This is a genomic window from Leisingera sp. S232, assembly GCF_049800895.1.
Classification (GTDB): domain Bacteria; phylum Pseudomonadota; class Alphaproteobacteria; order Rhodobacterales; family Rhodobacteraceae; genus Leisingera.
In genome coordinates this window covers 68,871-93,694 of sequence record NZ_JBNAFX010000005.1, presented here as the reverse complement: position 1 = coordinate 93,694, position 24,824 = coordinate 68,871, and the positions used below count along the sequence as shown (strand labels likewise).

Here is a 24,824-nt window from a genome sequence, read left to right as displayed (position 1 = left end):
ACAGAAATGAAACTGCTGCGATACCGGGTTGACGGAGAAATAAGGCCGGGGCTGCTGGACAATGCGGGTGCGGTCAGGGACCTTTCTGCCCACGTGCCGGATTTTACTGGCGCGCAGCTGGGGGATGAAACGCTGAGTCGGCTGGCCGCGCTGGACCCACTGCAGCTTCCGCTGGCCGCATCTGCGCCGGAGCTGGCTCCCTGCGTTGGGCAGGTGGGTAAACTCCTTTGCATTGGTCTCAACTACACTGACCATGCAGAGGAGATGGGCATGGCTCTGCCGGAGCATCCCATTCTTTTTCTAAAGGCGACCTCTTCGATTTCCGGGGCGAACGACGACGTGGTCCTGCCGCGCGGTTCGGTGGCAACAGATTGGGAAGTGGAATTGGGTGCGGTGATCGGAACCAAGGCCAAGTATGTTGCTGAAGAAGAGGCGCTAAACCACGTGGCAGGCTATTGTGTGGTCAACGATGTGTCAGAGCGGGACTTTCAGACCAAGCTGGCAGGACAGTGGACCAAGGGCAAAAGTTGCGACACATTTGGACCTGTCGGGCCTTGGCTGGTCACCCGCGACGAGGTGGAGGATCCGCAGAAGCTGTGGCTGACATGTGACGTGAACGGCACACGGCGGCAGACAGGCAGTACCAGCAGGATGGTGTTCAGCGTGGCGCAGATCATTTCACATTTGAGCCAGCTTATGACACTGCACCCCGGTGATGTGATTGCGACCGGAACCCCGCCGGGTGTCGGCATGGGGATCAAACCTGAGCCTGTCTACTTAAATCCCGGTGACGTGATGCGGCTAGAGATTGAAGGGCTGGGGGTGCAGACCCAACATGTCAGGGCTGACGCACAGTAATCCTTACGCCGGAGGCTGCGTCTTGGGGGAGGATACGGCACGCACAACTTGAGTGTTTTGTGCCCAGTCTCCACTGCAGAATTGCTTGTGCAGCAGCGCAAGAATCTCCCGGAGTATTGGTGTTTTCCTTGAGGGGGTCCGGCCGGTCAATCAGGAGCAGCCCCATGGTGAAAAACAATAACATTGCGCCGGGCACTGCCGGTTTTGGTGTCTGCAATGGCTTCGTTTATCTGATCAAGAGACCAGCGGCCCGAAATCAGTTCGTCCAGTTTTAGGCGTCCCTGCTGGTACAGATCCACAATCCAGGGAATGTCCCGCTGAATTACGGTGTCTCCCATTTTGGAACCTATCAGACCCTGTCCCAAGGCCGCGAGGACAACAGGTTCGTAAGCAGATTTGGCTCCGGAATGGGGCATGCCGATCAGCACGGCCTTTCCGCCGCGGGCCAAATAGCGCAGGGCCTGATCGTAAGCAGGAATGGCGCCGACGGTAACCAGAACCGCATCAGCACCGCGCCCGCCTAAAGCCCTGTGCACGGCTTTCCACGGCTTGTCTTCGGTTGCAAGAACCCCGTCGGTGGCGCCAAACGCGTTTGCGATTTCCAGTTTCTCCTGGGTCGTGTCGACAGCCACAATGCGGCGGGCGCCTGCAATACGGGCGCCTTGGATTGCATTTAGGCCGACGCCGCCTGCGCCAATGACCACGACGTCCTGACCTGCGCGCAGCCCTGCCGCGTTAACGGCTGCCCCAACACCAGTGATAACCCCGCAGGAAATCAGGGCTGCAGCATCTTTGCGGATGCCTGCGGGGATTTTCACAATCTGGCGCTGGTCCACCACCACTTTTTCCGCAAAGGCACCGCACGCCATTGCCTGATCCAGCGGTGTGCCGCTGGCGGTTTTCAAAGGTCCGTTCACAGTGTCAAAGGCGGTCTCGCAGATGACTGGCTTGCCGCCAGCGCAGGACGGACAGGTTCCGCAGCTGCGGATCAATGTGACCACCACAGAGTCACCTTTGGCAAAGCCTTGTACGCCTGCTCCGACACCAGTGATGACCCCTGCCGCCTCGTGGCCGTAGACCGCAGGCAGATGTCCGCCCCAGGCACCTTCGGCAAAGGAAATGTCGCTGTGGCAAATCGCGACTGCGTCCAGCGTGATCTCGACTTGGCCCAATCCCGGTGGAGCCAGTTGTATCTCCTCTACGATCAGGGGGGCACCGAATTCACGGCAGACTGCAGCTTTGATCGTTTGCATTCGCTTACTCCCTGTTTGTGGTCAGGGTGAAGGCACACTGTCGCCGTATCAAGCGGCATTGCGCAGCAGTGCGCGCGTTGTAACGTCACAGAAAGCAGGCTGGATGATCTATTTAGGAAGAAAGGCCCAAGCTTTCTGCCGCCTTGCAGAATTGCATCGCTTCCTGTGGTGCATGGCCTAACTGCCGTGCCGGGTCGAACAAGATGTCACACTCCAGACCCGGGTGGTCGCGTACAACAAGATCCTGCAACGGTATTTTTAAGCTCTGGGCTTCCTGGCACAGAGCTTTGACCGCTGCTTGGGCATCCGGCCTTGGCATTTGTGCGGCAAGGGCAAAACTCAGCGATTCTGCGTGGATCATGCCAAGCCCCTGCGACAAGGCTGTCGCCATTGCTGCTGAATTGGGCGTCAATCCGACGCACAGATCATTCCCGGTTTTGGCGGCGCTCGCCGCGCCCAGCACGATCTGCGGCAGGCACATCCACTCGCTGAACCAGGCCGCTCCATCGCGTTGGTGCTGATGGGTTGCTGCGCCCTGAAGAACAGAGAACAAGCCGCTGCCTTGCCGGGCCAGTGCCGTCAGCGCCGAGGGGGCCACCGGGTTCTGCTTCTGCGGCATGGTGGAGGAGGCGCCAGTCCCACCCAGCCAGATTTCTTCAATTCCGCTCTGCACCAGCGCGGTGCAATCCTCGCCGATCTTGCCAAAGGCCAGAGTGACACGCAGCAGCCAATCTGCAATCCGCAGTACCGGCGTTCGATCGGTGTGCCAATTGCGTCCGGGATCCTGCAGCGCCAGCCCCTTTGCCATGGCTGCACGCACGTCCGGCGCCCTTGGACCCAATGCACTGGATGTGCCTGCCGCACCGGACAGGGACACCAAAAGGCAGGACTGCCGCAAGGCTGGCAGCTCCTCTAGCAGGTTCAGCAACGGCATGCCCCAGGATGCCGCAACAGCGCCGAAACTGGTGGGGGTTGCGTGCTGCCCATAGGTGCGGGCGGCCATCGGCAGCTCTGCATGTGCCCTGGCCAGTTTGGCAAGCGACAGAACCGCGGCCTTCACATCTTCCTCAATCAGTGCCAGCACCTGACGCAGCCGCAGCATCAAGGCGCTGTCCATGATATCCTGCGAGGTCGCGCCCCAATGCACGTATTGTGCATGTTCGGGAGCCTTCATTTCTTCGCGGAATGCTGCCACCAACCCCGGAACAGGCACACCATTCTGTTCTGAAGGCCGTTTCAGAACGCCTGGATCTACGGCAATTTCAACCACCGCGCGCCCGATCGCAGCAGCACTTTCCTGCGGGATTACACCGGCTTTACCCTGTGCCTTTGCCAGTGCACCTTCCACCAGCAACATGGCGCGCACTTCGGCGCTGTCGGAAAACAGGCGGCTTGCCTCGCCGCTGCAAAAAAGCCCGCCGTAAATCTGGCTGTCGAAGACGGATCCTGCCATCAGAATTCCTTTGCTAACTGTCCGGCCATTTCCGCCAGTCCCTTAGGGTCGGCAAAGAAGGGCGAGTGGGAAGTTTTCATATCATGTCTACGCTCATCCGGAAGCCGCGCAGCCATCTGCGCCTGATACTCTGGTGGGATAACCCGGTCTGCGGTGCAACGGACGTAGGCCTTGGGTATGGCGTCAAACCGGTGACCCAGGCGGATTGGTGTGTCCTGCGGCAAAATCGGCTGCTGGCAGAGATTACCCATTGCAAAGCGCACAGATTCAGAGGGGCAGTCGTGATAGAATAGGTCCGGTGTGGTCTCTGGTATCAGGCTGTATGCAGTGCCTGCTTCATTCTTTCGTGTGGCCCCTTCCAGAGTTTGCCGAGGTCCAGCCTTGCGCATATCAATCAGGGACATGTCGCTGACTGGCAAATAGGCGCAAAGATAAATCAACCCACGCAGCCCGTCCGGATGCGCCTCTGCTGCTGCAGAAATCGGAAAGCCGCCCCATGAGTGCCCGATAATCACCGTGCCCGGAGTGGTGGCTCCCACAACCGCGTCAGCTGTTTCCGCCAGAGTAACGCCTGCAGGGTCGCGCCCGTCTCCATGGCCGGGCAGGGTAATGGCGCGGGCTTTGTGGCCACTTGCCTCAAGCACCGGGATCACATCGCGCCAGCACCAGGCGCCGTGGCAGGATCCGTGAACAAGCAGGAAGTCAGCCAATGTGCCCGGTCTCCCTCAGGAAGCTGGTCAGGCGTTGGGCGTATTCATCCGGCTGCTCGACACAGGGGATATGGCCTGCGCGCCTTATCAGATGGAATTGACTGCCGGGGATCAGATCCACCGTTTCCCGGACCAGATCAGGTGGGGTGGCGCCGTCCTCCGACCCGGCAATGCCAAGGCAAGGCAAGCGCAACCCGCTGGTGGGTGTATAAAAATCGGTGCCTGCAATTGCTGCGCAGCAGCCGGCGTAGCCTTCGCGTGATTGCTGCAACAGCATGTTCCGCCACAACTGCATGTCCGGCGCGGAGCGGAACCCGCGCGCAAACCAACGTGTCATCACAGCGTCAGCCAGCGCCTCAATGCCTTGGCTTTGAACAATGCGGGCCCGTTCTTTCCACATCTCGGCTGTGCCGATCTTGGCGGCTGTGTTCGACAGGACCAGTGCCCGCACCTGATCCAGGCGTTTGACTGCCAAACCTTGGGCAATCATGCCGCCGATCGACAGGCCCACAAACACGCAGTCCCGTACCTCCAGATGATCCAGCAGCCGCTCTGCGTCCCGCACCAGCGCGCCCATTGAATACGGAGCGGGCGGACAGGAGGACAGCCCATGCCCGCGCGTGTCATAGCGGATAATGCGCAGACCTTCGGGCAGCTGGTCCACCACCGCATCCCAGACCCTCAGGTCGGTGCCAAGCGAATTGGCAAAGACAATGGGTGCACCATTCGGTTTCCCGTCAACACGGAAGTGAAGCTGGACATCGCCCAGGTCCGCAATTTGCATGGAGCGCCTCTTTGTTGTTCCGTCGCAGTTTACCTGCGCCAGGGCAGGGAGGTAAAGCAGGCGACCTGGCTCAGCTTCGCAGTTCCATGTGGGCCATGATCTGCCCATGGTCCGAGGCCAGTTTGTTGTACGGCGCTTCCGGATGGCTGCCGTCGGTCAAATGGTCGTTGAAAACGCTGTAGTAATGCATTTTTCCAACGGCGCCGTCCCAGGCGGGGTCGAAATGGCGCGACATGTAGATCTGATCAATGCTCTCGTGCACGCCACCAAAGGCGGTTGTGTAAACCACATCGCGCAGGGATTTCCGCAGGAACATCTTTTCGGCAGACCGCAGCCGCACCCGGTCGATGGTTTCGCGGATCTGAACGTCTTCTTCACTGCTGTAACGATCGCCGCCATGTTCGGCATCATGGCGCAGCATCCAGGCGTAGTTCTTAAACGGTGTCTCGCCCGAAATGATTTCACTGCTGACAGCATGCTCGCCGTCGTTGAAATCGCCCAGCACCATCACAGGGCGGCCCTGTTCCAGATCGTCCAGAACCGCACGGCGCAGTACCCAGGCTTCGGCCATGCGTCTTAGTGCAGCGCGCAGGGACCCCATCGCCCGGCCTGCAGCGTCATAGGCTGTCAGCACGGCTTCCGGCGGGTAGGGGGCGCCTTGGGGTTTGATGTATTCCCCCAGTTTCGACTTCAGATGGCAGTTGTAGACGCTGATCACCTGCCCTCCGACAGGCACCCGCACTTTGAGTATCGGCCGGGACAGGCGGCGCAGCGTGTAGAAACCGGCATCGTCTTCTTCGCCCAGGCAGGCCATGGGAATGTCCAGCGGCTGTGCCAGATCCTGGATGATCTCAGGCTCGTCGACAAAGCCAAACCGGGACAGCACAGCCAGCCCCGGCCGCCGCTTGCCGGGTTCACCGGTGTCATTGAAATTCGGGGCAAAGGCGACTTCGGCCTCAGCGTAGGAACCATAGGCAAGCTTTTGAAAAATCGCTTTGCGGTGGTAGCGTTTGGACGGATCGGGGATGCTGGCTGCATTGGCCTGCGCGCCGCGGCGGTCCGCTTCGGCAATCACCTGCCGCAATGATGCTTCGTCGAAGATTTCCTGGAAACCGACGATATCGGCATTCAGTGTCAGCAACTGGTCGGCCATCCAGTCTGCTTTCCAGGCGTATTCCTCGGGCGTGTAGCTCTGAAAGCGGTAATACTCCTTTTCTGGGCCAATCAGGTTTTTGGCGTTGAAAGAAGCGATGGTGAAACGTGTCATGACGTGTCCCCTTTGCTGCCGGGCGTTCGATCGCGCGGTCAGAACTTAAGCATAGCGCGCGAGCGCCTCTTCGAACAGCTTTGCATCCACATTGCCACCCGTGGCAACCGCAATCACCGCATCGCCTTTGATATCATCTGCATGGAACAGGGCCGCAGCAAGGGAGGCTGCACCGCCGGGCTCCAGCACAATCTTCAGCCGCAAAAATGCAAGAGCCATGGCACGCATGGCCTCTTCCTCAGAGATAACGATGCCAGGTCCGCAAAGGCGTCTGAGAATCGGAAAAGTGATCTGACCAGGTTCCGGCGTCAAAATTGCGTCGCAGATTGAGCCAGAGATGCGTGTATTGCTGCGGATGTCACCGTCTGCAAGCGAGCGGGTCACATCGTCAAACCCCTCCGGCTCCACCGGGCGCACACGCAACCCCGGAGCTCGGGTCTCTAGCGCCAAGGCTATGCCCGAGGAAAGCCCGCCACCACCGCAGTTCACCAGAACGTCTGCTTTGGTGACGCCTTCTGCAGCGGCCTGCTCGGCGATTTCCAGGCCTGCTGTGCCTTGGCCTGCGATAACCAGGGGGTCATCATAAGGCTTGATCAGTGTCAGCCCGCGTTCTTGTGCATGTTCGGCTCCAACTGCTTCCCGGCTTTCACCGCCCGCGCGATCGTACAGCACCACGTCAGCACCCAGGTCGCGGGTGTTCTGGATTTTCAGTTGCGGTGCGTCTGCGGGCATCACGATAACGGCCGGTGCCCCATGCGCTTTGGCTGCTGCTGCCACGCCTTGCGCATGATTGCCGCTGGAATAGGCGATCACGCCACGCCTGCGGGCTTCCTCTGGCAGGGTCGAAACTGCCGACCAGCCGCCCCGGAATTTGAAGGAACCTGTGTGCTGCAGACACTCGGCCTTCACAAGCAGCCGCCGCCCGGCGATTTCATCGAGAAATGGCGATGACAACAGCGGCGTCACCCGGGCCTGGCCTTTCAGCCGCTCGGCGGCGGCTTCAATCATGGCAATCGAAGTCATTGGATCTGCTCCAGAACGGAATGAACAAGGGCGAGCGCCTCAGGCTCATCAAGAAAGGGTACATGGCCGCGATTGGCGATTTCTACGGCCTGCAAGGTGGGCAGGCGGCGCTGCATTTCAGAGAAGGTTGCGGGGCTCAATATATCTGAGTTCGAACCGCGGATAACACCGCATGGCAAGCCTTCCAATGCCAGGAACAAAGGCCATAGATCCGGTGGAGTACCTGCTTCAGCCTGCTGAAGTAAGGCGTCTCGCAGACGCGGATCATAGCGAAGGGCAAGCCCGCTGGGGGTTTGATCATAGAAGGCCTGAACTTCCTGCTGCCAGCGTGCCGGTGACACGTCGGGAAACGCGGGTGCCATCAGGGTGGCGAGTGTTTCGGCTGCTTGCTCCCAGTTTTTTGCAGTTGGCCGCCGACCAACATATTCCATGATGCGGGCAATGCCGTCGGGCGGTATCTCCGGGCCAAGATCATTGAGGATGACGGCTGACAGCCTGTCTTTGGCGATTGCTGCGAGCGTCATTGCCACCAGCCCGCCGCGGGAGGTGCCGAGAATGGCGGCCCGGGTTAAGTTCAGATGGTCCAGAAGTTCCAGCACATCCTGTGTTTCACGCAGGACATTGTAATTCATGAACTCAGGATCATGGTCAGAGTGACCGCGTCCACGGGCATCCAAAGTGATCAAACGGTACTGGCTTGCATGGGGCGCAAAATACCGGAAATCCCGGCTGTCGCGGGTCAGCCCGGCAAGGCACAGAAGCGGCAGCCCTTCGCCGTTGTCGGCGTAGTGCAGATGCAGCCCGTCTGATGTTTCAAAGAATGCCATGACGGGGTTCAGTTCCTGGCCAGGTCCGGGATGGAACTCAGGTCCGGCAAAACATGCGCGGGTTTCCAGGGCAGGCGGTCAACAGGTTCGCTCGCGCGGTTCACCCAGGCTGTTACAAACCCATACCCCGCAGCCCCCGCGGCGTCCCATCCGTTGGAGGAGACAAACAGAACCTCCTCCTTGGCGCAGCCAAACCGCTCGCCGACCAGATCATAAACACGGGCGTCGGGTTTGAAAATTCCGACGCTCTCCACCGACAGCACGTCGTCCAGCACATGTCCCAGCCCTGCAGATTGTACAGCGCCATCCAGCATTGCAGGCGATCCGTTCGACAGGATCGCAGTGTTCATGCCCGCGGCTTTCAGCGCTTTCAGCATCGCGGGAACTTCGGGGTAGGCCTGCAGCTCCCAGTAAAGATCCAGAAGCCGTTGGCGCAATGCGGCATCGCCGGCCAGCCCGGTTGCTTCCAATGCCCAATCCAAACCATCTTGCGTCACATCCCAGAAATCAGTGTGCGCATCGGTTATGGCCCGCAGCCACGTGTATTGAAGTTGCTTCAGTCGCCAATGGCTGGCCAACGTTGCCCAGCTATCCCTTAACTGAGGGAATTGCGCTTCGCTGGCTGCCTGCCGCGCTGCGGCAGCGACATCGAAAAGGGTGCCGTAGGCATCGAAAATGCAGGTGCTGATTGGCATCGTTTCCTCCCTTGCGGCGAAGGTCGCACGAAGCCAGACAGAGGCAAAGCAGGAAATTGTACCCATACGGGTTTACTTCGCGCCTCTTGCCGCTACGTTGCCTCCCTTTGATAACCCGCAATCAATTGGAGGTCTTATGACCGGGGTAAAAAACGGCGACACCGTACGTATTCACTACACAGGCAAACTGACGGATGGCACCGTTTTTGACAGTTCCGAAGGACGCGATCCGTTGGAATTCACTGTTGGTACCGGTCAGGTGATTGCAGGCATGGACGCAGGTCTGGAAGGCATGGGCGTTGGCGAAAAGAAGACCCTCGAAATTCCCTGCGCCGAAGCCTATGGCCCGATCAATCCGGCGGCTCGTCAGGAAATTCCACGGGAGGGCATTCCCGAGGATATCCCGCTGGACCTTGGCACCCAGCTGCAAATGCAAAGCCCCGACGGCCAAGTATTGCCGGTGACTGTGGTGGAAGTCAGCGATGAGACTGTGACGCTGGATGCCAATCACTTTCTGGCCGGCAAAGATCTGGTGTTTGATATCGAACTGGTCTCGGTCAACTGATCCGCTAAGCATGATAAGCCCGCCGGTATGAAGTTGACGCAAGATCTGCTAAGGTTCAGCCATGATCGGCGGGTTCTATTTCCACAGGACAAAGGCAGCTGCTGGGGCGGTTGTTTTTATGATTGCTATGACTGCTGCAAAGGTGGCCCTGGCTGACTGCAGCGGCGCCAATGCTGTCACGGACGCCATTCGCCTTGGCGCTTTGGAAGCCGATCAATGGGATGCGGTGCCCGGCTTGCTGCGTGTGACCGGGAAGGCACCGCATCATTGTGCGAGGGCAGCCGGTCTTGAGGGCGGGTCGGCGTCCTATTGTGCCTTTGTGTTTCCGTTCAGGTCTCTTGCCGCCAGCGAGACATTTTCCGGCCTGCTTGAACGCTTTGCGGAATGCCCAGCCGTGCCGGAGCTGACGACTGCCGGTCCTGCGGTGAACCATCCAGACAGTTACGAACTGAAGGTCTTTCAGTTGGGAGCTGAGACAGTCTCATTGGCTTTGAAAGACAAGGGTGGGATAGCGCAGACCTATATTTTCGTCCGCATTGAAGCCGCAGGAGAATAGCAAACGCAAACGCAGACAAGGCGCCACAGTGGCGCCCTGTCTAAGCATTTAGAGCTTAAGTCACAGGTGTTCCGATTGCGGCATGCCCAGAACATGGAAGCCGCCATCCACCCGGAGGATTTCGCCGGTGGTGCAGGCCCCTGCATCCGAAGCCAGGTAAACCGCAGTGCCGCCAACGGCCTCTAGCGTTGCATTGTCGCGCAACGGGGCGTTCTGGGCCGTGTGCTTGAAGGTCTTGCGCGCACCGCCAATGGCCGCGCCGGCCAAAGTCTTCATCGGACCGGGAGAGATGGCATTCACGCGGATGCCTTCCGGCCCCAGATCATTGGCCAGGTAGCGGGTTGCCGATTCCAGCGCAGCCTTGGCCACGCCCATGACGTTATAATTCGGCACCACCTGATTTGAGCCCTGATAGGTCAGGGTAAGCAGGGTGCCTCCGTTCTCGGTCATCAGCGGGTGGGCGCGGCGGGCCACTTCGATGAAGGAGTAGGCCGAGATATCCAGCGAGTTCTTGAAGTTCGCACGGGAGGTGTCCAGGAACCGGCCAGTCAGTTCGTTCTTATCCGAATAGGCAATCGCATGGACCACGAAGTCAATTGTTGGCCAGCGTCCGGACAGCTGCTCAAATGCAGCATCCAGTGAGGCGTCGTCGGTCACATCCACATCGACCATGAAGTCCGAGCCGATGCTCTGCGCCAACGGCTCCAGCCGCTTGCCAAAGGCTTCGCCCTGGTAGGTGAAGGCCAGCTCAGCTCCGGCATCTGCCATCGCCTTGGCAATGCCCCACGCGATGGAGCGGTCATTGGCAACGCCCATAATCAGGCCGCGTTTGCCTGTCAGCAGTCCCGCCATCGTTACTTAATCCTTGTACTTGCTCAAAACCATCGAGCCATTGGTGCCACCGAAGCCGAAGCTGTTGGTCATAACAGAATCCAGCCCGGCGTTTTCTACCAGCTCGGTGGCAATTTCACCGGGCAGGATGCCTTCGGCGAGTGTTTCCACGTTGATCGACGGGGTGATGAAGTCATTGTCCAGCATCAGAAGGCAAAACACCGCTTCCAACGCGCCGGCCGCGCCCTGGGCATGGCCTGTCATCGATTTGGTCGAGGAAATCGGCGGCACATTGCCTTCACCAAACACGCGGCGCACCGCTTCGACTTCGCCGACGTCACCCACGGGCGTCGAGGTGCCGTGGGCGTTGATGTAACCCACCTTGCGGCCTTCGGGCAATGTGGCCAGTGCCAAACGCATCGCCCGTTCGCCGCCTTCACCGGACGGCGCCACCATGTCGTGGCCGTCGGAAGTGGCGGCAAAGCCGGTCACTTCGGCATAGATCTTGGCGCCACGGGCCAGCGCGTGATCCAAGTCTTCCAGCACCACAATACCGCCGCCGCCAGAAATCACAAAACCGTCGCGGTCCTGATCAAACGCGCGCGAGGCTTTCTCTGGGTTGTCGTTGTTCTTGGAGGACATCGCACCCATGGCGTCGAACAGGCAGGACAGTGTCCAGTCCAGTTCTTCGCCGCCGCCGGCAAACATTACGTCCTGTTTGCCCATCATGATCTGCTCTGCCGCATTGCCGATGCAGTGCAAAGACGTGGAACAAGCCGAGGTGATTGAGTAGTTGATGCCCTTGATCTTGAAGGCCGTCGCCAGATTGGCGGAAATGGTCGAAGACATGCATTTCGGAACCGCGAAGGGACCAATGCGTTTGGTGGCGCCGGTTTTTGCGACAACTTGATGCGCCGCCAGCATGGCCGAGGTCGAGGGGCCACCGGAACCGGCTACCAGGCCGGTGCGCTCGTTCACCACCTGATCTTCGCTCAGGCCCGCATCGGCGATCGCCTGGGTCATGGCGATGTGGGCATAAGCGGCGCCGGGGCCCATGAAACGCAGGGTGCGCTTGTCCACATGTTCTGCGACGTCGAGTTTCAGCGTGCCTGCCACCTGACTGCGGAAGCCATGCTCGGTCATTTCCGGGCTGGCCACGATGCCGGACTTCCCGGTTTTCAGCGAGGCGATCACTTCTTCAGCATTGTTCCCGATGGAGGAGACGATCCCCAGACCGGTGACGACGACACGGCGCATACGTGCACTCCCTTGTTTACATAGGTCTTAGTAGGCTGTGAGGGGGGCAGGTGCAAGATGGGTTGACCAACAGGCAGAAAACCCGTTCCAAAGGAAGAAGGCGTCCGGCGCGTTGGGGGACGCGCCGGAACTGAAGGCCGAATGATTTGTCCCGCCAGATGTTCTGTTCGGCAGATTGCCGCAGCTGGCCCGCATCTGACAACGTGTCAGACGCTCCTGCAGCGGCGACGGGCAGGTCAGACAGGGTTAGGCAGGGACGAGTGGTGCAATACGATGCGCAGGGCGCCGTCTGCGTCTTTTTTGTAGCCGAAGGACTTGTCGACCTTGGTGACGTCACCGTTCTTGTCCGTCAGCATCACCCAGCCCATCCACATTGCGATGTCGCCTTCGATGAACTCGGCCGAGGTCACACTGTCCATGGCGCGCCAGCCCTGGATGGCAAAGCCGCTGTCGCGCGGATATTCTTCGGAGTGACCGCAGAAATATGCCAGTGCGCCCTTTTTGGTGGGGCGGAAGGATTGCGCACCGCTGGCCATTGTGGGCTTGAACAGAACCGGACCCAGGTTATAGCCGTAAATCGCATCCAGATGAGCCTCGGCGACTTGACGCGCCGCGTCGATACCGCCTTCTTCGAAAGCTTTCGAGATTGCAATTTTGCCCTGTCCCCAGGCGGTGCGGGCGTCGGAAAGGTCTTTGTGAGTGATCGCCAAGATATAGTCCTCTCGGTTGCGATGTTAAAAGAGAGGCCCAAGAGCCTCTCTTTTGTGAGCGTATGCTGTGCCCGGTCAGCTTTCGCTGAGAGCCACTTTCATATCCTTGACCTGATAGATCACTTCGCCATCGGCCTCGACGATACCGTCTGCGACGCCCATGGTCAGCCGACGGGTTTGGATGGCTTTGGTAAAGTTGATGCGATAGGTCAGCATCTTGCGGTCGGGGCGGACCATGCCGGTCAGTTTGACTTCGCCCACTCCCAGCGCATAGCCGCGGCCCTGCCAGCCGCGCCAGCCCAGGTTGAAACCGGTCAGCTGCCACAGGCCGTCCAGGCCCAGACAGCCGGGCATAATCGGGTTGCCGGGGAAATGGCAGTCAAAGAACCAAAGGTCCGGTGTGATGTCGAACTCGGCAATCACATGACCCTTGCCATGTTCGCCGCCGTCACCGGAAATCTCGGTGATGCGGTCCATCATCAGCATCGGCGGTGCCGGCAGCTGGGCATTGCCGGGTCCGAACAGCTCGCCCCGGGCGCATTTCAGCAAATCGTCCTTGTCAAAGCTGCTGGGGTAATCGGCCATACGGGCGCATCTCCTACTGAAGAAAGTGTTTATGCTGTTCCCTGTAGCACCCGGTCAAAGGGTCCTGCAAGAGCGCCACGCGACGCATCTTGCGCTGAAAGTGCCACAGGTGGACAGTAAAATGGCTCCGGGTTGCATAAGGTAGGGCTTCAAAACCGCAATGCGACAAGCTGCGAATGAATTTCATTTGAAAACCCGGGGGTCTTGCTCCTATATATACGGTCAGCAACGCGATGCAGGACCTGCTCATGACGCCAAACAGCGAAGAAGTGGCCACACAGTGGCTGACGGATGCCGGGCTGAGACCCACCCGGCAACGGGTTGCGCTTGCCGAATTGCTGGTTGGCGACGGCAAACACCGTCATATCACAGCAGAAAGCCTGTTTGAATCGGCCCAGAGGAACGGCGCGGCGGTGTCGCTGGCGACGGTCTACAACACATTGCGCGCTTTTTGCGATGCAGGTGTGCTGCAGGAAATCCCGCTGGACGGCTCCAAAAGCTATTTTGACACCAATACCCACGACCATCCGCACTTCTTCTGGGAGGATGAGGGCCGCGTCAGCGATGCGCCGGCCCAGGAACTGGTGATCCACAAATTGCCGGAAGCGCCGGAAGGAATGGAGATTGCTTCAGTCGATGTGGTGATCCGTCTGCGCAAGGTCTGACAGGCTGGCGCGCAACGCCTGTTCCAGAATGCCATGTGCTTGATACGCGGCTGAGGTTTTGGGCAGGTCCGAATGCACAGCCAGGATCACCGGCTCTTCCGCACCCGCATCTGTGATCCGCACCGCGTTCAAGGGTTTTCCATCATAGCTCAAATTGCCAGGCGGCAGGCTGTAGCTGATGCCCACAGCTTCGCCGTTGGCCGCCAGGCTGCGCAGCAGTTCCAGCGTATCGGCCCGGTGTGCAATCTGCGGCACCAGCCCATGTGACTTGAATAGTCCCAGCATATGCTGCACGGAAAAACCTTCCTGCGACAGGACCAAAGGGTGCTCAGCCAATTCAGTCAGAGTAAGCCCGCTGGCGGAGGCCAGCGGATGGCTTGGCGGCACCAGTGCATGCGGGGCAATGCGATCCAGCTCTGCCTTGCTGAAACTTGCATCAAGACCCAGGTCATAGGTGATCGCCAAGTCTGCTTCGCCGTTGGATAGGGCGGTGATCAGATGTTTGAAGCTGCAGGCCCGGTGGCGTATTCCGACTTCGGGCATGGCTTGGCGCAGTGCCTTCAGGGCTGGCGCCAGCAGAAACGGAGCGAGGTCGGAAAAACAGATCAGGGCCAACTGCTGTTGCCCCGCGCCTGCGCCATTGGGGTCTTCCAACTGGGCTGCCTGATCCAGCAAAGCCTGCGCTTTTGACGCAAACAGCCGCCCTTGCGGTGTCATCGCCAGTGCGGCCCCGCGGCGGCGCAAAAACAGCGGGTGGCCCAGATGCTCTTCGATCCGGCTCAGGGCGGCGGACATTGCGGGCTGGCTCACGTGAACAGCATCTGCCGCGGCTGACAGGCTGCCGTGCCGGGCAACGGCGCAGATGTACTCGTAGTGGCGCAATGTGAGATATAACATGGGTGGAATAGTATCTTAGAAAGATATGATTTGAAACTATGCCTGTGCCGCGGCAGGAACAACACATCAGCTTTGCACATTCAGCAGCGGAGGCAGCAATGGCCCACCCTCTCATCACCTTGGAACATGTGGAACAGTATCAGCGTGACGGAGTGGTCCTCATTCGCGGGCTGTTTGCGGATCAGGTTGAGTTGCTGCGCGCAGGTGTTGCAGCCAACATGGGCAATCCCGGCCCCTATGCGTCGAACAACGAAAAAGCCGGTCAGACAGGACGTTTCTTTGATGACTATTGCAATTGGACCCGTATCCCCGAGTTCGAACAGGCTATCAAAGAATCCCCGGCCGCTGAGGTCGCCGCGGATCTGATGAAATCAACTTCTGTGCAGATGTTCCATGATCATGTGCTGGTTAAGGAACCGGGCACATCGATGCCGACGCCCTGGCATCAGGATGGTCCTTACTACTTTGTCGAAGGTCAGCAGACCATCAGCTTCTGGTCGCCGCTGGATGAGGTAAAGGAAGCTGCGCTGCGCTGTGTCGCAGGCTCTCATAAATGGGAGAAGGAAGTGCTGCCGACTCGATGGGTGTCTGAAGAGGACTTCTTCCCGGACGAAGGCCAGTATATGCCGGTTCCGGATCCGGATGCAGAAGGTATGAAAGTTTTGGAATACCCGATGCAGCCGGGCGATGCGGTGGCCTTCAACTACAAGATCCTGCATGGTGCTCGTGGCAATACTTCATCATCGCGCCGGCGTGCCTTCTCGCTGCGGCTGGTGGGTGACGATGCTCGCTATGTGGAGCGCCCGGGCCGCACCTCGCCGCCGTTCCCCGGCCACGATATGCAGCCCGGCCAGCGCCTGCGCAAGGATTGGTTCCCGGTGCTGCTGCAGCGGTAAAAGGAAGGGGGGCATGCCCCCCTTCCGGTCGGCCTTCGGCCCTTGAGTATTTAAGGAAAGATGAAAAGGCTGCCGGGGCTACACCTTGCTACACCTTAAGGTCGCGGCGGATGCCCATATTTTCAGCGTTGGAGAATGAGCAGGTCTTGCAGATGTCGAATTGCTTGAGGAAGCCGCGTTTGCGGGCGCGGGCGGCCTCGTCTGAACGGTAGGCTGCAAGAAATCCGTCTTTTTCGACATTTGGCAGCTGGATCACCTGGTCATAGTCTATGCAGCACAGCCCCAGGTCGCCGTTCCAAAACACCACCGATTGGAACAGGGGCACTGTACACATGGCATGGCTGGTGTGGCGCGGATGGCGTCGCAGCTCCTTTTGCCGTGGCAGAAAATGGGCAAACTCGCGCTTCTGATCGGCCGAGGTGTAGGATCCGATCGAGAAGGTCTTGAACCGCACCCGGTCGAAACCTGCGTCCCTGGCCCAGGTTTCCATCTCCTCCATTTGCGGCTCGGAGTAGCTGGTCAGCAATGTCTGCAGAACCGTGACCGGCGATTGGGAGCCGATCTGCTTCTTGATGGCCAGGAACTCTTCGATGCCGGATTTCACTTTGTCGAAATCGGAATTGACCCGGTAGGTTTCCTGTGCTTCCTTGGAAAACCCATCCATGCACAGGTTCACACGCGCCAGTCCCGAACGGATCAGTCGCTCGCTCATTTTCGGCGTCAGCCGGGTCGCATTGGTCGACAGGTAGGTGTCATGGCCGTTTTCATGGGCATAGGCGATGAAATCCGGCAGATCCCTGTGCAGGGTCGGCTCGCCCGAGAAGCTGAAATAGATTGCAGGCTTTTCGCGTTGATCCTTGAAATCATCAATGATCTTGCGAAAAACATCGGGTTTCATCATGCCGCGCTTGCGCTGCATTGCAAAGGTCACTGGGCAGACAGGGCAGCGTAGGTTGCAGCTGTTGGTGGCATCGATGATGATGATCTTCGGCGGCCGCCGGAAATATGCCAGCGGCAGGAACCGGGCTAGGAAATGCAGAGCGCGTTCGTGCAGCCCGGGGGGATTTTCGGGCAAGTCTGGCTGCGCGGAAACCGGTTTGAGATCCGGGGCAGGGCTTAGGTCTTGCATAAGGCTGGCTCCGAAGTGTGCGTGCGTATTCGACCATAAAGGCTGTCTAAGGTGTATATTGTCTATCAATTTTTTGAAAGGGCACGGGGGATGAGGTTTATGTGAGGTTACGCTGCCCGCACAGCGTTTTGACGGCAGCAGGGGAGGGGGCTGGACGGGCTGGCTTGCAACCTGCACAGTGGGCAGAATCTGCGGCAACTTGCCTCTGGTCAACCGGGAAGTTCAGCCATAGGTGGCGGCTTGCTGAGCTTGGATGCAAAATCCGACCGGAAAACATGATTGTGTGATACGCTTTTTGATCCACGTCAAAGTTCCGGCATCAGGCTTCTGTGACAAGAGCTGCACAAGTGCCACAAGACGGAGAGAGTCCGTGAGCGATTCCAACCCGGCCCCCAGTCTCTATGCCGCCAGAGAACCGATTTTTCCGCGGCGCGTATCCGGCAAGTTCCGGAACCTGAAATGGTACATCATGGCGGTGACGCTGGGGATCTACTATCTGACGCCCTGGATCCGCTGGGACCGTGGCCCTTCGCTGCCGGACCAAGCTGTGCTTTTGGATCTGGCCAATCGGCGGTTTTATTTTTTCTGGATCGAAATCTGGCCGCATGAGTTCTATTTTGTTGCCGGCCTTCTCATCATGGCTGGGCTGGGGCTGTTTCTGTTTACCTCGGCGCTGGGCCGGGTCTGGTGCGGCTATGCCTGTCCGCAGACCGTATGGACCGACCTGTTCATTCTGGTGGAGCGCTGGATTGAGGGTGACCGCAACGCCCGCCTGCGCCTGCATCGGCAGAAAAAGATGGATTTCCGCAAGGCTCGCCTGCGGATCACCAAATGGGTTGCCTGGTTCCTGATTGGGCTGGCAACCGGCGGCGCCTGGGTGTTCTATTTTGCCGATGCGCCCACGCTGGCTTATGATCTGGTGACGCTGAACGCGCATCCCATTGCCTATTCCACCATGCTGATCCTGACCGCGACTACCTTCCTGTTCGGCGGCTTCGCACGCGAGCAGATTTGCATCTACGCTTGCCCCTGGCCACGTATCCAGGCAGCCATGATGGATGAAGACACGCTGACCGTCGGCTATCGCGACTGGCGCGGAGAGCCGCGTGGCAAGCTGAAGAAGGGCCAGGTGGCCGAAGGGCAAGGCGACTGCATCGACTGTATGGCTTGCGTCAACGTCTGCCCCACGGGCATCGACATCCGTGAGGGACAGCAGATGGAATGCATCACCTGCGCCCTGTGCATCGACGCCTGTGACGACGTGATGGTCAAAATCGGCAAGCCGCGCGGGCTGATCGACTATATGGCTCTGTCGGACGAAGCCCAGGAGCGTGCCGGCAAGCCACCCCAAAGCATCTGGAAACACATCCTGCGCCCACGCACTATCATGTATACGGGCCTGTGGTCCCTGGTAGGCGTCGGCCTGCTGTTTGCACTGTTCATCCGCTCCGAGATTGAACTGACCGTGGCACCGGAGCGCAATCCGACCTTTGTGACGCTTTCTGACGGGTCAATCCGCAACACCTATGACGTGCGCCTTCGCAACAAACATGGCGAAGACCGGGTGTTCAAACTCTCGATCAAGGGCGATCCTGCAATGCGGCTGCAATTGGAAGGCACAGACTACCATTCGGTCAACGTGCCGGCCGACACGGCACTGCTGCAGCGGGTCTATATTGTTTCTGCCAAGGGTACCGCCCCCTCTCAAAGCGGCAGCACTCCGGTTCGAATTTGGGTTGAGGATCTGATAACCGGGGAGCGGGCCCACAAAGACACCAGCTTCAACGGCAAGGGGAACTGAACCATGGCCAATCGCGAGCGCGAGTTCACAGGCAAGCACGCATTGATGCTGTTCGGCGGCGCCTTTGCGGTGATTATCGGGGTGAATATTGCCCTGGCCGTCAATGCGGTGAAGACTTTCCCGGGACTGGAGGTGAAGAACTCCTATGTTGCCAGCCAGCAGTTCGACCAGCGCCGCAGCGCCCAGGAGGCGCTGGGCTGGTCAGTTTATGCATCCTCGGCAGGGGATCAGGTCAAGCTTGAGATCACGGATGCCGACGGCAATCCGGTGGAGGTCGCCAAGCTGAACGCGACGCTGGGCCGTGCGACCCATGTGCAGGACGATCAGCAGCCGCAATTCGTCTATGACGGACAGGCCTATGTGGCGCCGGCCAAGCTGGGCGCAGGCAACTGGAATATCCGCATGGTGGCGCGGGCTAAGGACGGCACCGAATTCACCCAGCGGGTGATCCTGCATGTGAAAGGCTGATTTCCATGACTGCCCAGCCCCGTCCTTCGCTGGCCGCCTGTCCGGCCTGTGTTGCGGCCCCGCAAACAGGGCTGGAACAGGCGCCGACCGAGGCGCGGCTGGCGCTGTCGCTGCCCGGCATCCACTGCCAGGCTTGCATTTCGACGGTGGAACGGGAGCTGAACGCACATCCGGGGATCCATTCGGCGCGGGTGAACCTGACCCTGAAACGCGCGCAGATAGAGGCCGATCCCGAGGTTCGTGCCGCCGATCTGATCCCGGTACTGGAGCAAGCCGGATTTGAGGCCCATGAATTGGATCTGGCGGCCCTTTCTGCAACCCGGAATGACAAGGCAGGACGCGATCTGTTGATGCGGCTGGCGGTCGCCTTCTTTGCGTCGATGAATGTGATGCTGCTGTCGATCTCGGTCTGGTCCGGGGCATCGGATGCGACCCGGGACATGTTCCACTGGATTTCCGCAGCCATCGCCTTTCCGGCCATCATCTTCTCGGCACAGCCGTTTTTTGCCAACGCCTGGAGCGCCCTGCGTGTCAAACGTCTCAATATGGACGTGCCGATTGTTTTGGCTCTGGTGCTGGCGCTGGCGACCTCGCTGTGGGAAACATCGCTGTCGGGTGAGCACGCCTATTTTGATGCGGCGCTGACGCTCACCTTCTTCCTGCTTGCAGGCCGCTACCTGGACTACCGCACCCGTGCCGTTGCGCGGTCAGCAGCGGAAGAGCTGGCCGCGCTGGAAGTGCCCCGCACAATCCGGTTGCTGGACGGGCAGGAGAGCGAGGTGTCAGTGGCGGATCTGGCCATCGGCGATCTGATCCTGGTGCGGCCGGGGAGGCGAATGCCTGTGGACGGGGAGATCGTCAAGGGGCAGTCAGAGCTGGACCGCTCGCTGCTGACGGGCGAAACCCTGCCGGTCTTTGCAGAGCCGGGGCTGGCGGTCTCAGCCGGCGAAGTGAACCTCACGGGGCCGCTGACCATCCGGGCGACGGCGGTGGGGGCGGATACCTCGCTGCACCGCATGACCGATCTGGTGGCCATCGCTGAGTCAGGGCGCTCGCGTTATACCTCGCTTGCTGACAGTGCGGCCAAGCTCTATGCGCCCGGTGTGCATATCCTGTCAGCGCTCGCCTTTGCCGGCTGGTATCTCTACACCTTCGACATCCGCACCGCGCTCAATATTGCCGCAGCGGTACTGATCATCACCTGCCCCTGTGCGCTGGGTCTTGCGGTGCCTGCGGTCACCACCGCCGCCTCTGGTCGGCTGTTCAAGAAGGGTATGCTGATCAAACACGCCACCGCGCTAGAGCGGCTGGCAGAGGTGGACACCGTGGTGTTCGACAAGACCGGTACGCTGACAGCGGGCACGCCGGACGTCACGAACCTCGCCGATCATGGCCGTGCGGATCTGGAGATCGCGCTGGCGCTGGCCGAGGGCTCCTCGCACCCGCTGTCGGCGGCTCTGACCCGGGCCGCACGGGAGGCCGGGATCAAGCCAGCCGCAGTGCGAAACATCACCGAGGTGCCGGGCTATGGCGCCGAGGGGCAGTTCTGCGGTCGCCGTGTCCGGCTGGGCCGCGCAGCCTGGGCCGGAGCAGAGCAGGGCAGCCAAACGGCGGCCTGGCTCGATAGCGGGGCAGGGCCGGCAAGGCCCTTCCTGTTTTCCGATGCCCTGCGCCCCGGTGCTGCAGAAGCTGTTCAGGCCCTGAAACAAGCGGGCAAGGACGTTCTGCTGATTTCCGGTGATACAACCGGCGCGGTGGAGGAACTGGCTCAGCGTCTTGGTATAACCGAATGGGTGGCGGAAGCTCTGCCTGCGGACAAGTCCGCCCGTGTGCAATTACTGTCTGAGCAGGGCAGGAGGGTGCTGATGGTAGGGGACGGGCTCAACGACACGGCAGCGCTGGCTGCAGCGCATGTGTCCATTTCTCCGGCGACAGCATTGGATGCTGCACGGGTTGCTTCGGATATCGTATTTCTGGGGCAGGATTTGTCGCCGATAGCGGAGGCTTGTGCAGTGGCGCAAAAGGTCACCCGCCGGATTCGCGAGAATTTCCGTATCGCCACTCTTTACAACGTGATTGCAGTGCCGCTGGCCATTGCCGGGCTGGCCACGCCCTTGATTGCAGCGCTGGCGATGTCTACGTCTTCTATAACTGTCTCCCTCAATGCGCTGCGGCTGCGCTAAGACTTCTAATCTGGTACTGACCCTATGAGCGTCCTTACATATCTGATCCCGGTTTCACTGATCCTCGGCACGGTTGGGCTTGCGGCGTTTTTCTATACGGTTCGCAGCAACCAATATGACGACCCCGAAGGCGATGCTCGGCGCATTCTCAGCGACGAATGGGATGACAAGCCCAAGCCCTGAGGGACTACTTTGCGGCAAATCGCTTCCGCACCAGAAGATGCACCGAGTGACACTGGGCTCTCTGGTGGCGGATTAGAATGTCCGCCTGAACAAGAGCAGATTGCAGGGCATGAAAAAAGGCGCCCTTGCGGGCGCCTTTACGGGGTGCAGTTCAAATACTGTTCAGGAAGGGCCGATCGGCTTGCAGGTCGCGTTGCGGGCATTCAGGCGACGGCAGGCCAGTTCCGCCTGCTCCTGGCTCATGCCCAGGAAATTGGCCTCGAACCCGCGGCGGGTCTTGGCCACCTTGCGTAAAGTGCCGTCCAGTGTTTCCAGCTCTGACAATGCTGTACGCAGCAGAACTTTTTCCGCCTGATACCGGCTGGTGTAGAGGCCGACATTGACCCCCCAGTAGCGCCCGCCGGAGGTGGACAGTCGCGTCACAACCACCAGCTCAGTCTCGGGAGAGGCCACGGCAAGGCTGGTGGGGCGGGCGACTGGGCGCAGGCCGGTGAATGGGACTTTTTGAACCGCGGCCATGACCGTCGGAGCTGCCGCTTGCGCCTCAGGCTGGGGTTCGGCCTCGGCTTCAGCCAGAGCAACAGCGATGCTTTCACGCAGTGCATCTCCCTCTACGGCGCCGCTGACGCTGACAGTCTGAACCTTTTCGATTGATCCCGTGGCCGCTTCTGCTGCTTCGGTCGCCGCCTCGGCGTTTTCGGTTTCGGAGGGACGCAGTGCCTCTTCAAGCGCGGCCACCAGCACCGGAGAGCTGTTGTTGCTTGGGCGAAGCTTCGGGCGCAAGCTGGTGTTGACCTGGCCGCTCATGCGGAGAGTCTTGCCAGCGGCCTCATTCGCCGACTCGGTGCCGGTATCCGCAATCTCCACTTTCCCGGCCCCCTGATAGGCTGGGCGCCGTGGTTTGCGCAGCGCCGCACGCGACGGTGCCCGGCGGAAGCCGAGGTCCAAAAGCTCTGCCACCTTGGCATTGCGTGAGGTGGTGGACTTGCCGCCGAAAACGGTCGCAATGATCCGTTCATTGCCACGCTTGGCCGAGGCGACAAGGTTAAAGCCGGCGGCCCGAGTGTAGCCGGTCTTGATCCCATCTGCACCGCGGTAAGCTGCCAGAAGGCGGCGGTTGGTATTGGGAACTTCGCGGATGCCGGCATGGGTCGTGCGGCGGGAAAACAGGTTGTAATACTCCGGGTAATCATAAAGCAGATGCCGCCCCAGAGTTGTCATGTCGCTGGCAGTGGACAGATGCCCGCTGGCGGTTAAGCCGTGGGCATTCTTGAAGGTCGTGCGGGTCATCCCCAGGGCCTTGGCCGTGCGGTTCATCCGGCGGGCAAAAGCGGCTTCTGAGCCGGACAGAGTTTCGCCGATAGCCGTGGCGGCATCATTGGCAGACTTCACCGCTGCGGCGCGGATGAGGTAGCGGAACGCAATCCGCTGGCCAGATTTCAGCCCCAGTTTCGATGGCGGTTCAGCAGCGGCGTTGCGGCTGATCTTCACTTTGGTGTCCAGGGTGATCTCGCCGTTCCGCACCGCTTCAAACGCGATGTACAGCGTCATCATCTTGGTCAGCGACGCAGGGTGCAAACGGGTGTTTGCATTGCGCGAATGCAGCACTTCGCCAGTGCGGGAGTCGATCACCATCGCAGCATAGGGCGCAGCCGCAGCGCGCTGTGGCTGAAACAGCAGCACAAAAGCTGCAAGGAGAAAGACTGCGACTGCCCATAGGAACCGGGCACGGTAATACCGACCAGACGCCGGATTGACCTGCGTGATAACTGCCATGTTTGCCTCGTGTCGCCGATTTTCCGGCTGACGTTTTTTGCCTGTAAGGAAAAGCGTAACACAGGGTTTAAAAGGAATAAACAGCTGCGAAGAGGCGATCTCGGGAGGCTCAGCCAAAGACCGCCGACATCTTGTGTCTGGGGTCGGCTGTGCCGCTACATAGGGCAAACCCTAACGAAAGGTTATCAAAAAAACTTGCTGCTGATGCCCAAACCAATTGGCTGTGACACAGAGTAAGCAGGCTTTGGCGCGTAATTTGCCGGTTATCCGGGGTGGAAATGGGTCACATAGAAGGGGGAGGAATAGCTGAGTCCGAGCGAAAATTCGCAGGGCTGCTTCAGATGCGCCTTGATGCAGGATTCGAGCGCGGCCAGCAGAGCCGCGGAGAACGCCTGATCTCGGTGCGCTTTTGTCAGCAGAGCAATGCTGATGTTAATATGGGTGTGGTGGAAGCACTCCACCGGATAGGCGCGGCCTTTGCAAGCACCTGCGCCGCCGTCATGCTCCTGTATCACCGCCTCGATGTCCGCCAGGACAGCCTTGGCATCAAATTCAAGATCACTGGAATATTTCAATTCAGCGTGCGGCATCTATTTCAGGCTCCCTGTTTGGTTGCCAAAGGGGTAGCGCCGCAGGTGGCTTTCGTCCAGAACGGCCTAACCTAAGCTTCCCACCAGCGCGGCCAGCCCGCTCAGATCCGAAATCTCAGCATAGCGCGGGCTGTGCTCCGGTGCTTCCGCATGTTCCACCTCCCAGACCAGTCCGTGTGGCACATAAATTCCCCAGCTGCCTGCCTGGATCGGGGCTACGACATCGGAACGCATGGAGTTGCCAACCATCATGGCATGCTCTGCGCCGTCACCGTGGCGGGAAAATATGTCGGAATACACGTCCGGCGTTTTTTCTGATACGACCTCGACGGCATCGAACAGATCGCCAAGGCCGGATTGCGCCAGCTTGCGTTCCTGATCCAGCAGGTCGCCCTTGGTGATCAGCACCACCTTATAGCGCCCGGCGACGGCTTCCACTGCTTCCCGCGCATGCGGCAGCAGTTCGATAGGGTAGGAGAGCATCATCTGTCCGGCGGTTATCAGCTCCTTGATGACCGCTGCCGGAACACGCGCGCCGGTGACCTCAATCGCGGTTTCGATCATTGATAGGGTGAACCCTTTCACCCCGTAGCCATAACGCCCCAAATTGCGTTTTTCGGCGTCTAAAAGCTGCCGTTCCAATTGCTCTGGGCCGACGTCTGCCGGAGTGTGATCCAGCAGCAGGCTGGCGAATCGTTCCTGCGTCACGCGGAAAAATCGTTCATTGTGCCAGAGCGTATCGTCGGCATCGAAGCCGATTGTTGTCAAATTTCGTGTCAATCTGCGCGTCTCAGTCTCTTTTCCTAAACACTATAGAGGCTATATAAGCGACACAGTTAACTCCACGTATCACTGGACCGAA

The 24,824-nt window shown here is 59.6% G+C and carries 26 protein-coding genes; 9 read left to right on the top strand and 17 right to left on the bottom strand.

What is annotated here, in order from left to right; all coding sequences use genetic code 11:
- Positions 1–6: 6 nt before the first annotated feature.
- On the top strand, positions 7–858 hold the full coding sequence (locus tag ACP151_RS05915; protein ID WP_424977936.1) for a fumarylacetoacetate hydrolase family protein: 852 nt from the start codon (positions 7–9) through the stop codon (positions 856–858).
- Positions 859–1,004: 146 nt separating this feature from the next.
- Here ACP151_RS05915 and ACP151_RS05910 read toward each other — a convergent pair whose 3' ends face one another.
- The 8 genes from ACP151_RS05910 to ACP151_RS05875 form a co-directional block, all read right to left on the bottom strand.
- The gene (locus ACP151_RS05910) at positions 1,005–2,111 is read right to left on the bottom strand and encodes a Zn-dependent alcohol dehydrogenase (RefSeq protein WP_424977935.1); all 1,107 of its coding nucleotides are present in this window, start codon (positions 2,109–2,111) and stop codon (positions 1,005–1,007) included.
- Between the two features lie 112 nt (positions 2,112–2,223).
- Positions 2,224–3,564: a lyase family protein gene (locus tag ACP151_RS05905; RefSeq protein WP_424977934.1), complete on the bottom strand. Its 1,341-nt coding sequence runs from the start codon at positions 3,562–3,564 to the stop codon at positions 2,224–2,226.
- Positions 3,564–4,274, bottom strand: coding sequence for an alpha/beta fold hydrolase (locus ACP151_RS05900; protein WP_424977933.1), 711 nt, complete (start codon positions 4,272–4,274; stop codon positions 3,564–3,566). Before ACP151_RS05900 ends, ACP151_RS05905 begins: the two co-directional genes overlap by 1 nt.
- Positions 4,267–5,058 carry a 3-oxoadipate enol-lactonase gene (pcaD, locus tag ACP151_RS05895; protein ID WP_424977932.1) on the bottom strand — a complete coding sequence of 264 codons (792 nt, stop codon included), beginning with the start codon at positions 5,056–5,058 and terminating at the stop codon, positions 4,267–4,269. The genes ACP151_RS05900 and pcaD overlap by 8 nt, the downstream gene beginning before the upstream one ends.
- 70 nt (positions 5,059–5,128) lie before the next feature.
- A complete protein-coding gene (locus ACP151_RS05890) occupies positions 5,129–6,325 on the bottom strand; it encodes an endonuclease/exonuclease/phosphatase family protein (RefSeq protein ID WP_424977931.1) in 1,197 nt (398 codons plus the stop codon).
- A 45-nt stretch (positions 6,326–6,370) separates the two neighbouring features.
- The gene (locus ACP151_RS05885) at positions 6,371–7,348 is read right to left on the bottom strand and encodes a threonine ammonia-lyase (protein ID WP_424977930.1); all 978 of its coding nucleotides are present in this window, start codon (positions 7,346–7,348) and stop codon (positions 6,371–6,373) included.
- Positions 7,345–8,175: an alpha/beta fold hydrolase gene (locus ACP151_RS05880; RefSeq protein ID WP_424977929.1), complete on the bottom strand. Its 831-nt coding sequence runs from the start codon at positions 8,173–8,175 to the stop codon at positions 7,345–7,347. Before ACP151_RS05880 ends, ACP151_RS05885 begins: the two co-directional genes overlap by 4 nt.
- 8 nt (positions 8,176–8,183) lie before the next feature.
- Positions 8,184–8,870, bottom strand: a complete 687-nt coding sequence (locus ACP151_RS05875) for a haloacid dehalogenase type II (RefSeq protein WP_424977928.1) — start codon at positions 8,868–8,870, stop codon at positions 8,184–8,186.
- Between the two features lie 136 nt (positions 8,871–9,006).
- Here ACP151_RS05875 and ACP151_RS05870 point away from each other — a divergent pair, with 136 nt between their 5' ends.
- Both ACP151_RS05870 and ACP151_RS05865 read left to right on the top strand, forming a co-directional pair.
- Positions 9,007–9,435 carry an FKBP-type peptidyl-prolyl cis-trans isomerase gene (locus ACP151_RS05870; RefSeq protein WP_424977927.1) on the top strand — a complete coding sequence of 143 codons (429 nt, stop codon included), beginning with the start codon at positions 9,007–9,009 and terminating at the stop codon, positions 9,433–9,435.
- A 127-nt stretch (positions 9,436–9,562) separates the two neighbouring features.
- A complete protein-coding gene (locus ACP151_RS05865) occupies positions 9,563–9,991 on the top strand; it encodes a hypothetical protein (protein ID WP_424977926.1) in 429 nt (142 codons plus the stop codon).
- Between the two features lie 60 nt (positions 9,992–10,051).
- On the opposite strand, the gene ACP151_RS05860 is transcribed toward ACP151_RS05865, so the two are convergent.
- From ACP151_RS05860 to fabA, 4 genes are all read right to left on the bottom strand, one after another.
- Positions 10,052–10,843 carry an enoyl-ACP reductase FabI gene (locus ACP151_RS05860; protein WP_424977925.1) on the bottom strand — a complete coding sequence of 264 codons (792 nt, stop codon included), beginning with the start codon at positions 10,841–10,843 and terminating at the stop codon, positions 10,052–10,054.
- Positions 10,844–10,849: 6 nt separating this feature from the next.
- Entirely contained in the window at positions 10,850–12,079 is a 1,230-nt protein-coding gene (fabB, locus tag ACP151_RS05855; RefSeq protein ID WP_424977924.1) for a beta-ketoacyl-ACP synthase I, read from the bottom strand.
- A 236-nt stretch (positions 12,080–12,315) separates the two neighbouring features.
- The gene (locus ACP151_RS05850) at positions 12,316–12,789 is read right to left on the bottom strand and encodes a phosphoribosyl-AMP cyclohydrolase (protein WP_424977923.1); all 474 of its coding nucleotides are present in this window, start codon (positions 12,787–12,789) and stop codon (positions 12,316–12,318) included.
- A gap of 75 nt (positions 12,790–12,864) precedes the next feature.
- A complete protein-coding gene (gene fabA, locus ACP151_RS05845; RefSeq protein WP_039127596.1) occupies positions 12,865–13,374 on the bottom strand; it encodes a bifunctional 3-hydroxydecanoyl-ACP dehydratase/trans-2-decenoyl-ACP isomerase in 510 nt (169 codons plus the stop codon).
- A 248-nt stretch (positions 13,375–13,622) separates the two neighbouring features.
- Here fabA and irrA point away from each other — a divergent pair, with 248 nt between their 5' ends.
- On the top strand, positions 13,623–14,039 hold the full coding sequence (irrA, locus tag ACP151_RS05840) for an iron response transcriptional regulator IrrA (protein ID WP_424978020.1): 417 nt from the start codon (positions 13,623–13,625) through the stop codon (positions 14,037–14,039).
- Here irrA and ACP151_RS05835 read toward each other — a convergent pair.
- Positions 14,004–14,936 (bottom strand): LysR family transcriptional regulator, encoded by a 933-nt coding sequence (locus ACP151_RS05835; RefSeq protein ID WP_424977922.1) that lies wholly within the window; start codon positions 14,934–14,936, stop codon positions 14,004–14,006. The genes irrA and ACP151_RS05835 overlap by 36 nt on opposite strands.
- Positions 14,937–15,034: 98 nt before the next feature.
- Between ACP151_RS05835 and ACP151_RS05830 the strand changes: the two genes are divergently transcribed.
- Complete coding sequence (locus ACP151_RS05830) at positions 15,035–15,832, top strand: phytanoyl-CoA dioxygenase family protein (protein WP_424977921.1); 798 nt, start codon at positions 15,035–15,037, stop codon at positions 15,830–15,832.
- Between the two features lie 88 nt (positions 15,833–15,920).
- On the opposite strand, the gene ACP151_RS05825 is transcribed toward ACP151_RS05830, so the two are convergent.
- Positions 15,921–16,961, bottom strand: a complete 1,041-nt coding sequence (locus tag ACP151_RS05825; RefSeq protein ID WP_424977920.1) for a radical SAM/SPASM domain-containing protein — start codon at positions 16,959–16,961, stop codon at positions 15,921–15,923.
- A gap of 370 nt (positions 16,962–17,331) precedes the next feature.
- Between ACP151_RS05825 and ccoG the strand changes: the two genes are divergently transcribed.
- From ccoG to ccoS, 4 genes are read left to right on the top strand one after another with little or no spacing between them, the layout of a single operon-like run.
- On the top strand, positions 17,332–18,762 hold the full coding sequence (gene ccoG, locus ACP151_RS05820) for a cytochrome c oxidase accessory protein CcoG (protein ID WP_424977919.1): 1,431 nt from the start codon (positions 17,332–17,334) through the stop codon (positions 18,760–18,762).
- A 3-nt stretch (positions 18,763–18,765) separates the two neighbouring features.
- Positions 18,766–19,230 carry a FixH family protein gene (locus ACP151_RS05815; RefSeq protein ID WP_424977918.1) on the top strand — a complete coding sequence of 155 codons (465 nt, stop codon included), beginning with the start codon at positions 18,766–18,768 and terminating at the stop codon, positions 19,228–19,230.
- A 5-nt stretch (positions 19,231–19,235) separates the two neighbouring features.
- Positions 19,236–21,413, top strand: a complete 2,178-nt coding sequence (locus tag ACP151_RS05810; protein WP_424977917.1) for a heavy metal translocating P-type ATPase — start codon at positions 19,236–19,238, stop codon at positions 21,411–21,413.
- 24 nt (positions 21,414–21,437) lie between these two features.
- Positions 21,438–21,596 carry a cbb3-type cytochrome oxidase assembly protein CcoS gene (gene ccoS, locus ACP151_RS05805; protein WP_424977916.1) on the top strand — a complete coding sequence of 53 codons (159 nt, stop codon included), beginning with the start codon at positions 21,438–21,440 and terminating at the stop codon, positions 21,594–21,596.
- 162 nt (positions 21,597–21,758) lie between these two features.
- Here the strand turns inward: ccoS and ACP151_RS05800 are convergent, their stop codons facing one another.
- From ACP151_RS05800 to ACP151_RS05790, 3 genes are all read right to left on the bottom strand, one after another.
- Complete coding sequence (locus tag ACP151_RS05800; protein WP_424977915.1) at positions 21,759–23,372, bottom strand: D-alanyl-D-alanine carboxypeptidase family protein; 1,614 nt, start codon at positions 23,370–23,372, stop codon at positions 21,759–21,761.
- Positions 23,373–23,635: 263 nt separating this feature from the next.
- Positions 23,636–23,962 carry a hypothetical protein gene (locus tag ACP151_RS05795; protein WP_424977914.1) on the bottom strand — a complete coding sequence of 109 codons (327 nt, stop codon included), beginning with the start codon at positions 23,960–23,962 and terminating at the stop codon, positions 23,636–23,638.
- A gap of 66 nt (positions 23,963–24,028) precedes the next feature.
- Positions 24,029–24,742, bottom strand: coding sequence for an HAD family hydrolase (locus ACP151_RS05790; protein ID WP_424977913.1), 714 nt, complete (start codon positions 24,740–24,742; stop codon positions 24,029–24,031).
- Positions 24,743–24,824 lie beyond the last annotated feature (82 nt).

Excerpts from the sequence above, each read along its gene's own strand:
- ACP151_RS05915 (WP_424977936.1), top strand. The coding sequence starts at position 7 with ATGAAACTGCTGCGATACCGGGTTGACGGAGAAATAAGGCCGGGGCTG.
- ACP151_RS05910 (WP_424977935.1), bottom strand. The coding sequence starts at position 2,111 with ATGCAAACGATCAAAGCTGCAGTCTGCCGTGAATTCGGTGCCCCCCTG.
- ACP151_RS05905 (WP_424977934.1), bottom strand. The coding sequence starts at position 3,564 with ATGGCAGGATCCGTCTTCGACAGCCAGATTTACGGCGGGCTTTTTTGC.
- pcaD (WP_424977932.1), bottom strand. The coding sequence starts at position 5,058 with ATGCAAATTGCGGACCTGGGCGATGTCCAGCTTCACTTCCGTGTTGAC.
- ACP151_RS05890 (WP_424977931.1), bottom strand. The coding sequence starts at position 6,325 with ATGACACGTTTCACCATCGCTTCTTTCAACGCCAAAAACCTGATTGGC.
- ACP151_RS05885 (WP_424977930.1), bottom strand. The coding sequence starts at position 7,348 with ATGACTTCGATTGCCATGATTGAAGCCGCCGCCGAGCGGCTGAAAGGC.
- ACP151_RS05880 (WP_424977929.1), bottom strand. The coding sequence starts at position 8,175 with ATGGCATTCTTTGAAACATCAGACGGGCTGCATCTGCACTACGCCGAC.
- ACP151_RS05875 (WP_424977928.1), bottom strand. The coding sequence starts at position 8,870 with ATGCCAATCAGCACCTGCATTTTCGATGCCTACGGCACCCTTTTCGAT.
- ACP151_RS05870 (WP_424977927.1), top strand. The coding sequence starts at position 9,007 with ATGACCGGGGTAAAAAACGGCGACACCGTACGTATTCACTACACAGGC.
- ACP151_RS05865 (WP_424977926.1), top strand. The coding sequence starts at position 9,563 with ATGACTGCTGCAAAGGTGGCCCTGGCTGACTGCAGCGGCGCCAATGCT.
- ACP151_RS05860 (WP_424977925.1), bottom strand. The coding sequence starts at position 10,843 with ATGGCGGGACTGCTGACAGGCAAACGCGGCCTGATTATGGGCGTTGCC.
- fabB (WP_424977924.1), bottom strand. The coding sequence starts at position 12,079 with ATGCGCCGTGTCGTCGTCACCGGTCTGGGGATCGTCTCCTCCATCGGG.
- fabA (WP_039127596.1), bottom strand. The coding sequence starts at position 13,374 with ATGGCCGATTACCCCAGCAGCTTTGACAAGGACGATTTGCTGAAATGC.
- irrA (WP_424978020.1), top strand. The coding sequence starts at position 13,623 with ATGACGCCAAACAGCGAAGAAGTGGCCACACAGTGGCTGACGGATGCC.
- ACP151_RS05835 (WP_424977922.1), bottom strand. The coding sequence starts at position 14,936 with ATGTTATATCTCACATTGCGCCACTACGAGTACATCTGCGCCGTTGCC.
- ACP151_RS05830 (WP_424977921.1), top strand. The coding sequence starts at position 15,035 with ATGGCCCACCCTCTCATCACCTTGGAACATGTGGAACAGTATCAGCGT.
- ACP151_RS05825 (WP_424977920.1), bottom strand. The coding sequence starts at position 16,961 with ATGCAAGACCTAAGCCCTGCCCCGGATCTCAAACCGGTTTCCGCGCAG.
- ACP151_RS05815 (WP_424977918.1), top strand. The coding sequence starts at position 18,766 with ATGGCCAATCGCGAGCGCGAGTTCACAGGCAAGCACGCATTGATGCTG.
- ACP151_RS05810 (WP_424977917.1), top strand. The coding sequence starts at position 19,236 with ATGACTGCCCAGCCCCGTCCTTCGCTGGCCGCCTGTCCGGCCTGTGTT.
- ccoS (WP_424977916.1), top strand. The coding sequence starts at position 21,438 with ATGAGCGTCCTTACATATCTGATCCCGGTTTCACTGATCCTCGGCACG.
- ACP151_RS05800 (WP_424977915.1), bottom strand. The coding sequence starts at position 23,372 with ATGGCAGTTATCACGCAGGTCAATCCGGCGTCTGGTCGGTATTACCGT.
- ACP151_RS05795 (WP_424977914.1), bottom strand. The coding sequence starts at position 23,962 with ATGCCGCACGCTGAATTGAAATATTCCAGTGATCTTGAATTTGATGCC.